Source organism: Paracoccus sp. (in: a-proteobacteria), from assembly GCF_047973135.1.
Lineage (GTDB): Bacteria > Pseudomonadota > Alphaproteobacteria > Rhodobacterales > Rhodobacteraceae > Paracoccus.
This window is the reverse complement of the sequence record NZ_JBKEBL010000117.1, coordinates 1-7,420: the sequence shown is the minus strand read 5'-3', so window position 1 is coordinate 7,420 and position 7,420 is coordinate 1. Positions and strand designations below refer to the sequence as shown.

Annotated in this window: 7 protein-coding genes and 1 tRNA gene; 4 read left to right on the top strand and 4 right to left on the bottom strand. The window is 65.1% G+C overall.

The genetic code is table 11. The annotated features are described in order from the left end of the window. From ACK5L9_RS09065 to ACK5L9_RS09055, 3 genes are all read left to right on the top strand, one after another. Nucleotides 1-1,001: class I tRNA ligase family protein (locus tag ACK5L9_RS09065; protein ID WP_416911139.1), on the top strand; the 1,001-nt coding region annotated here is incomplete at its 5' end. A 64-nt stretch (nt 1,002-1,065) separates the two neighbouring features. Next, on the top strand, nt 1,066-1,989 hold the full coding sequence (gene rocF, locus ACK5L9_RS09060) for an arginase (RefSeq protein ID WP_416911138.1): 924 nt from the start codon (nt 1,066-1,068) through the stop codon (nt 1,987-1,989). 56 nt (nt 1,990-2,045) lie between these two features. Continuing rightward, nucleotides 2,046-2,130: transfer RNA gene (locus ACK5L9_RS09055), tRNA-Leu, on the top strand. A gap of 29 nt (nt 2,131-2,159) precedes the next feature. On the opposite strand, the gene ACK5L9_RS09050 is transcribed toward ACK5L9_RS09055, so the two are convergent. The 3 genes from ACK5L9_RS09050 to ACK5L9_RS09040 all read right to left on the bottom strand — a co-directional run bounded on the left by ACK5L9_RS09050 (nt 2,160) and on the right by ACK5L9_RS09040 (nt 4,994). Continuing rightward, complete coding sequence (locus tag ACK5L9_RS09050; protein WP_416911137.1) at nt 2,160-3,101, bottom strand: lytic transglycosylase domain-containing protein; 942 nt, start codon at nt 3,099-3,101, stop codon at nt 2,160-2,162. A gap of 12 nt (nt 3,102-3,113) precedes the next feature. Further along, entirely contained in the window at nt 3,114-3,911 is a 798-nt protein-coding gene (locus tag ACK5L9_RS09045; RefSeq protein WP_416911136.1) for a hypothetical protein, read from the bottom strand. Between the two features lie 129 nt (nt 3,912-4,040). After that, entirely contained in the window at nt 4,041-4,994 is a 954-nt protein-coding gene (locus ACK5L9_RS09040; protein WP_416911135.1) for a L,D-transpeptidase family protein, read from the bottom strand. 292 nt (nt 4,995-5,286) lie between these two features. Here ACK5L9_RS09040 and ACK5L9_RS09035 point away from each other — a divergent pair, with 292 nt between their 5' ends. Then, nucleotides 5,287-6,927, top strand: a complete 1,641-nt coding sequence (locus ACK5L9_RS09035) for an MFS transporter (protein ID WP_416911134.1) — start codon at nt 5,287-5,289, stop codon at nt 6,925-6,927. 72 nt (nt 6,928-6,999) lie between these two features. Here the strand turns inward: ACK5L9_RS09035 and ACK5L9_RS09030 are convergent. Beyond that, nucleotides 7,000-7,420 (bottom strand): transporter associated domain-containing protein (locus ACK5L9_RS09030; protein WP_416911133.1); only part of this gene is annotated, 421 nt, incomplete at its 5' end.

Here is a 7,420-nt window from a genome sequence, read left to right as displayed (position 1 = left end):
GTGTGCCGGTAAAGCGCGGCGATCAGGACTGGCCGGGGATGGAGGGCAAGGTCTTTTACGTCTGGTTCGACGCGCCCATCGAATATATCGGCGCGACCGCCGAATGGGCCGATGCAAATGGCCGGTCCGATGCCGACTGGCGCGCGTGGTGGCGCACCGACGAAGGCGCGGACGACGTCACCTATACGCAATTCATGGGCAAGGATAACGTGCCCTTCCACACGCTCAGCTTTCCCTGCACGATGATCGGCGCAGCCGAGCCGTGGAAGATGGTCGATTACATCAAGTCCTTCAACTATCTGACCTATGACGGCGGGCAGTTCAGTACCTCTCAGGGGCGCGGCATCTTCATGGATCACGCGCTGGAGATCCTGCCGGCCGATTACTGGCGCTGGTGGCTTTTGTCCCACGCCCCGGAATCGGGCGACAGCGAATTCACATGGGAGAATTTCCAGCAATCCGTGAACAAGGATCTGGCCGATGTTCTGGGCAATTTCGTCAGCCGGATCACCAAGTTCTGCCGGTCCAAATTCGGCGAGACGGTCCCCGAGGGCGGCGCCTACGGCCCCGAGGAAACTGCGCTGATCGAGGCGCTGACCACCCGCATCCGCGCCTATGAGGGGCTGATGCAGGCGATGGAGGTGCGCAAATCGGCAGCCGAACTGCGCGCGATCTGGGTTCTGGGCAACGAATACCTGCAATCGGCGGCGCCTTGGTCGGCCTTCAAGACCGACCCCGACAAGGCCGCGATGCAGGTGCGTCTGGGGCTGAACCTGATCCGCCTTTACGCCGTCCTGTCCGCGCCCTTCATCCCCTTTGCCGCCGATGCAATGCTGGCGGCGATGCGGACCGATACACGCGACTGGCCAGAAGATGTGGCGCAAGCGCTGGCCGTGTTGCCTGCCGGGCACGCATTTGCCGTTCCAGATGTGCTGTTCGCCAAGATCACCGACGATCAGCGCGCCGAATGGGAACAGCGCTTCAAGGGTGTCCGAAGCTGAACCGGACAGTGGACTTTCTTTCCTGTCCGGGCAAAGCTGTCGCCACCCCGAACCGGAGGTTTCCATGACCCACTGTATCCTGATCGGCGCACCCGTCGATGAGGGCCAGCGCCGCCCCGGCTGCCTGATGGGGCCCGCCGCCTATCGTGTGGCCGGCCTGGCGGCGACTCTGCGCGCCCTTGGCCACAGCGTCGAGGATCGCGGCGATGTGACCCCTGCCGTATCGGGCGGGGAAATCTGCGGTAATGGCGCGGTCCACCATCTGCCCGAAACCATCGGCTGGACCCATGCGCTGCGCGAGGCGACGGTCAAGGCCATGTCGGACGGGATGCCGATCACCATGGGAGGCGATCACTCGCTGGCCCTGGGCACGGTCGCGGGGGTGGCTGAACATGCCGCGCGCATCGGTCGGCCGCAATTCGTGATCTGGCTGGATGCGCATAGTGACTTTCACACGCTTGAGACGACCACATCGGGCAATCTGCACGGCACGCCCATGGCCTATGCCAGCGGATTGCCCGGCTTTGCCCCCTTTCCGCCATTTCCCGCACCGATCCCCGGCCAGAATATCTGCATGTTCGGCATCCGCAGCGTCGATCCCGCCGAACATGCCGCCATGCAGGCGACCGAGATAACGGTGAACGACATGCGCGTGCTGGATGAACAAGGCATCGTCGCGCCGCTGCGCGCCTTTCTGGACCGGGTGTGCGCAGCGGGCGGGCTGCTGCATGTCAGTCTGGATGTCGATTTCCTCGACCCTTCGATCGCGCCCGCTGTCGGCACCACTGTTCCCGGCGGCACGACCTTCCGCGAGGCACATCTGGTCATGGAGCTGCTGCATGAATCCGGGCTTGTCACCTCGCTGGATCTGGTCGAACTGAACCCGTTTCTGGACGAACGCGGCCGCACCGCGCGCCTGATGGTCGATCTGGTCGGCAGCCTGATGGGCCGCAAGGTCTTTGACCGCCCCACCCGCAGCTTTGGCTGAGGGTGAAACCAGTGCTTGCGAAACCTGCCGCGCTTCGATAGCCACGTCAGACGGTTGCGGGCGTGGTGGAACGGTAGACACAAGCGACTTAAAATCGCTAGGGCCTGGCCCGTGCGGGTTCGACTCCCGCCGCCCGCACCATCATCAACGCAGGGCATCCGGGCGGCGGATCAGTTCTTCAGCACGATACAGCGCCCGCCCGCCGTGCGCAGCTTGACGCAAAAAGCCAGCGCATCGCGCCGGCTGTCATAGCCGACCTGTGCGGTATAGATCGCCCGCTTCATGCCGCTGACGCGCTGGCGGACATAGCCCACCCTCTTGTCGCCCAGGATCGGCCGCAGGCTGCGGTTCAGGCGGGCGACCTGATGGGACGCACCGGCCCGGCTGGGATGGCTGGCAACGATGACGCCCCAGGGAAAGACACGATCCGGCACGGTAAATTCCCGCAAGTTGCGGTCTCCGGCCAGTTTTTCGCAGGCGGCGCGAAACTCCAGACCGGGATGCAGGGTCAATTGCAGATCCTGTTCCTTCGGAGGATTGTCGCGCCAGCGCAGGGCGCTGAAGCCTGTGATCGATTCAACGTAATCCTGCGTCTCATAGGGCAGCCCGCCCTGCCCTGCTTTGAACCGCGCGGCGCGGTTCTCGCCACCGTTATAGGCGATGGCGGCAAGGCCGATATTGCCGAACATGTCGGTCAGATAGCGCAGATACCAGGCGGCCTTGTGAATCGCCAGCGCCGGGTTCATCGGATCCTCAAGATCGTAAAGATCGGCGGTGCTGGGAATGAATTGCGCGATGCCAAGCGCCCCGGCGGGGCTGACCGCGCCCGGCTCGAACCGGCTTTCCTTCCACAACAGCCGGGCCAGAAAGTTCGGGTCAAGCCGGTTCTGCGCGGCATTCCGTTCGATCAGCTTGCAGACATCGCCGACATAATGTTCCAGCCGCACGCAATCGCGTCCGTCATCGGTGCAGCGAATCTTTTCGTCTTGCCGCGCGGGCGGGTGGCCCTCGGTGGCATCGACGGCAGGACGCGCCTGCACATTCCCGCCCGGCGTCAGCAGCGACGCGGCAAGGCACAGCAAAAGGGCAAGGGGTGACAGACAACGGATCATCAGGCAGGGGCGTCAGGACGCCTTGTCCTTCTTTTTCTTCCCGATTTTCTTCTTTTCGGCCTTACGTGCGGCTTTTTCGGCCTGTTTCGCTGCCTGCCGTTCCGCCTTTTTCGCGGCCTTTCTGTCTTCCCTTTCCTTTTGCTTCTGCGCCTTCTTTTCGGCCTTGCGGGTGGCTTTGGCCGCCTCTTTGACGGCGGCTTTCGCCGCCTTGCGGGCGGCCTTGGCCACATCTTTCGCGGTCAGTGCCGGCTCCGACGCCATGGTGACGGACGGCATTTCCACAGTCGCCGACGCTTCCGGCGCAGGCGCAACCAAGGCGGGCGCTGCGGTCGGTGGCACATCGGCTTCGGGGGCGATGGCTTCGGGCGCGGTGGCGACGGGCTTGGCCGGGGCCTTGGCGACACGGCGCGATCCGGTGCGCAGGTCGGTCTTGCGCGCCTCGGCGCTTTTGCGGCCAGCGGGTTTGCGCAGAGACGGGCGCGCGGCCTGCTTGGCGGTTCCGGCCTTTTCCCTGGCGGCGGCAGTCGCGGATTTTGCTGCCGTTCCGGCCTTTGTCTTTGCGACCGAGACCTTGCGGCGGCGGCGCTCTCCGGCGGCGCGGCGACGGGCGGCAGCGATCAGATCGGCGCGGGTCACATTGCCATCCTCGCCCGCAGGGCCAGCCCCCTCTGCCACCTTCGCCAGATCCCCGGCCAGTTTCTCCAGCGCCGCCGCGTCAAGATTTTCGATGCCGGGGCGACGGCTTGCAGTGCAAAGCGCCTGCTCCTCGCCGGACAGAAGTTCATATTCAAGCTTGGCGTAGTTGGGCATAATGACCGTCCAGAGGAAATGCAGCAGAAGGCGGCTACAGATTGCGTGACTGCGGCCGGGTTTTCAATGGCAAAACCCCGGCTCAGGACCGGGGTTCCGCCGATACGACGCGGCGATGGGTCGCACGGATCACCAGCGCGGCACGGCGCTTTCCACCGGAGCTACGCCGTCGGCGGTAATGACTGTGGTGGTCGGCACGCCCCTGATGCTGTGATAATTCGACATGGTCGCCGTATCCGAAGGCATGACCGGGGCCACCGCCGCGTTGGTGGTACGCATCACCGGGGTCATCTGCGGGGCGGGGGTCATCTGCACCGAGGCCGTCATCTGCGGGGCCGGCGTCATCTGCGGCAGGCCGGCCTGCGCGGCCTCGTTTTCGGGGACGACATAGCCTTCGGGCGTCTCGATCATCCGCCCTTCCATCGCGATACTGTCGGCCTGGCTGCGAACCTTGACGCGGGTGCCCATACCGGCCTCGTCATACAGATCCATGATGTCCTGGTTGAACAGCCGGATACAGCCCGCCGAGGTGGCCTTGCCGATCGAGGACGGGTCCATCGTGCCGTGGATGCGGTAATAGGTGTCCTTGCCGCCCCGGTACAGATACAGCGCCCGCGATCCCAGCGGGTTGTCAATCCCGCCCGACAGGCCGCCCGCGAACTGGCGGTACAGTTCCGGCTCGGTCCGGATCATGTTGTCGGTGGGGCGCCAGCTTGGCCAATGCTCTTTCCGGCGCACCTCGGCGCTGCCGGAAAAGCCCTTGCCCGCACGGCCCACTGCTACGCCAAACCGCATCGCCTCGCCGTTTTCCAGAACGTGATACAGCACCCGCGCATAGGGATCGACGACGATGGAACCCGGCGCCTCGGGGCCGTTATAGGGCACGCGCTGGCGACGGTTGCGTTCGTTCAGATAGGCAGCCCGGACCGCCGGAATCTCGATCGGGTTGCCATCGGGGCCTGCATCGCTGCGGGCCTGATAGACGGGCGGGATCGGATCGCTTGCCAGCATCCGGGGCGAGTTGGTCGGCGCGCAGGCGGACAGGCCGAAACTGGCCGCCACGATCAGGGAGACGAGGCGCATGTTCTTTCCTTTGTTGGCATCGACCATACCGGCAGAGGCACAGTCGGGGCAGCAGGTCGGATCGAATACCGTCCGACAGCAGAGCCGGACGGGATTCGTACAATGATCCATCAGTCGGCCCAACTCTGCCGCCGTCAAGCCCGCCAGCGCAATTGTCTTGCGATCCGCACCGGAATGTGGCCCCCATGTGCCAGTATGAACCGGATGGTACGAAAAACCGGCTTCCCGCACCGATTGCCGTTTCGCGCCGGGGGCTCTAGTCTGGTCCGGAAAACCGCAAAAGAACCTCCGCGTGTCCCAGACAGACGAAACCCGAAAATCCGCCCTCGCGCCATTCCGATCCCGCGATTTCCGCCTGTTATGGAGCGCGACGCTGATTTCGAATTTCGGAGGGCTGGTTCAGGCGGTGGGGGCGGCCTGGCTGATGACGCAACTGACCGACAGCGCGACACTGATCGCGCTGGTTCAGGCGTCGAATACCCTGCCGATCATGCTGCTGGCGCTGGTGTCCGGGGCGCTGGCCGATCTGTTCGACCGCAAGACCCTGCTGATCTTTGCGCAGCTTGTGATGTCCGTGGTTTCTGCGCTGCTGGCGCTGGTGGCATGGCAGGGCTGGCTGACGCCCTGGCTGCTGCTGACCTTCACCTTCCTGATCGGCGCGGGACAGGCGCTGTACAACCCGCCATGGCAGGCCAGCATGGGCGATCTGGTCCCGCGCGAGGATCTGCCCGCCGCCGTCACGCTTAACTCGGTCGGTTTCAACCTTATGCGCAGCGTCGGGCCTGCGGCCGGGGGCTTTATCGTGGCGGCGGGCGGGGCGGCGATGGCCTTTGCGGTCAATGCCGTCAGCTATATCCCGCTGCTGGGTGCGCTGTCCCGCTGGCGACCTGACATCGCCCCGCGTACCGCCCCGCGAGAACCGTTCCTGTCGGCCGTGGGGGCGGGGCTGCGCTATGTCGCGCTTTCGCCGAACCTTCTGCGGGTGATGCTGAGGGGCGCGCTGTTCGGCTTTGCGGCGGTATCGGTGCTGGCTCTGCTGCCGCTGGTCGCCAAATCCCACCCCGAGGGCGGTTCGCTGCTGTTCGGCGCGCTGCTGGGATGTTTCGGCATCGGCGCGATCATGGGCGCAGCGCTGAACCCGCGAATCCGGGCGCGCTATGACAATGAAAACATTGTCCGGCTGGCCTTTGCGGGCTTTGCCGCCTCGGCCATCGTTCTGGGCCAGACACAGGCGATGTGGTTGCACGCGCTGGCCCTGCTGCCTGCGGGCGCGTCATGGGTACTGACCCTGTCGCTGTTCAACGTGACGGTGCAACTGTCCACCCCCCGTTGGGTCGTGGCACGCGCGCTGGCGCTGTACCAGACGGCAGTGTTCGGAGGCATGGCGGCCGGGTCGTGGATCTGGGGCGCGGTGGCCGGAAGCTCGGGGATCGGGCAGGCGCTGACAACGGCAGGGGGCGTGCTGCTGGCGGGCGCGGTCGTCGGCTATTGGTTCAAGATGCCGGAATTCGGGCAGGTCGATCTGGACCCGGCCAACCGCTTTCGCGAACCGGCGTTGCGGCTGGATCTGCGTGGCCGGTCGGGGCCGATCATGGTGATGGTCGATTACCGGATCCGGCAAGAGGACGTGCCGGAATTTCTGCGCCTGATGCGCCTGCGTCGCAATGTCCGCCGCCGCGACGGAGCACGAAACTGGGCCCTGCTGCGCGATCTGGAACATCCCGACCTGTGGTCGGAAAGCTATCACATCGCCACCTGGGACGAATATGTGCGCCACAACCTGCGCCGCACGAAATCGGATGCCGAAATCACCATCGCCCTGCGCGAACTGCATCAGGGCGACGGAAATCCGGTCGTTCACCGCATGATCGAACGCCACACCGTCAGCCAGCAGGACGATGTGCCGCTGGTCGGCAAGATCGAGGTGCCGTGACAGGCGACAGCCCCTGGCAAGGCGGTCCGACCGGGCATTGTAACGGGCTGCACAGCCTGCCCTGATCCGGCGTCAGCCTTCGGCGGCCTCGGGCGGTACGGTGGCGGGGGCAGCGGGCGTGACGCCCGGCAAACGCAGGCGCACACGCTTGATGCTGCGGGGATCGGCATCGACGATTTCAAATTCCGCGCCGGAATCCAGAACGATCACCTCGCCGCGCAGGGGAACGCGGCCCGCCAGCATGAAAATCAGCCCGCCAATCGTGTCGATTTCCTCGTCTTCATCCTCGCGCGCGAGGCGCAGCCCGGTTTCCACCTCGACCTCGGCAAGGGGCGCGCGGGCCTGGATCAGCCACTGGCCCGGCTGTTCGGATACCCACAGCCCGCCCTCGACCTCGTCATGTTCATCCTCGATCTGGCCGATCACCTGTTCGATCAGATCCTCGATCGTGACCAGCCCGTCCACGCCGCCATATTCGTCGATGACCAGCGCC

Coding starts and splice junctions, on each gene's coding strand:
- ACK5L9_RS09050 (WP_416911137.1), bottom strand. CDS start 3,101: ATGATCCGTTGTCTGTCACCCCTTGCCCTTTTGCTGTGCCTTGCCGCG.
- ACK5L9_RS09045 (WP_416911136.1), bottom strand. CDS start 3,911: ATGCCCAACTACGCCAAGCTTGAATATGAACTTCTGTCCGGCGAGGAG.
- rocF (WP_416911138.1), top strand. CDS start 1,066: ATGACCCACTGTATCCTGATCGGCGCACCCGTCGATGAGGGCCAGCGC.
- ACK5L9_RS09040 (WP_416911135.1), bottom strand. CDS start 4,994: ATGCGCCTCGTCTCCCTGATCGTGGCGGCCAGTTTCGGCCTGTCCGCC.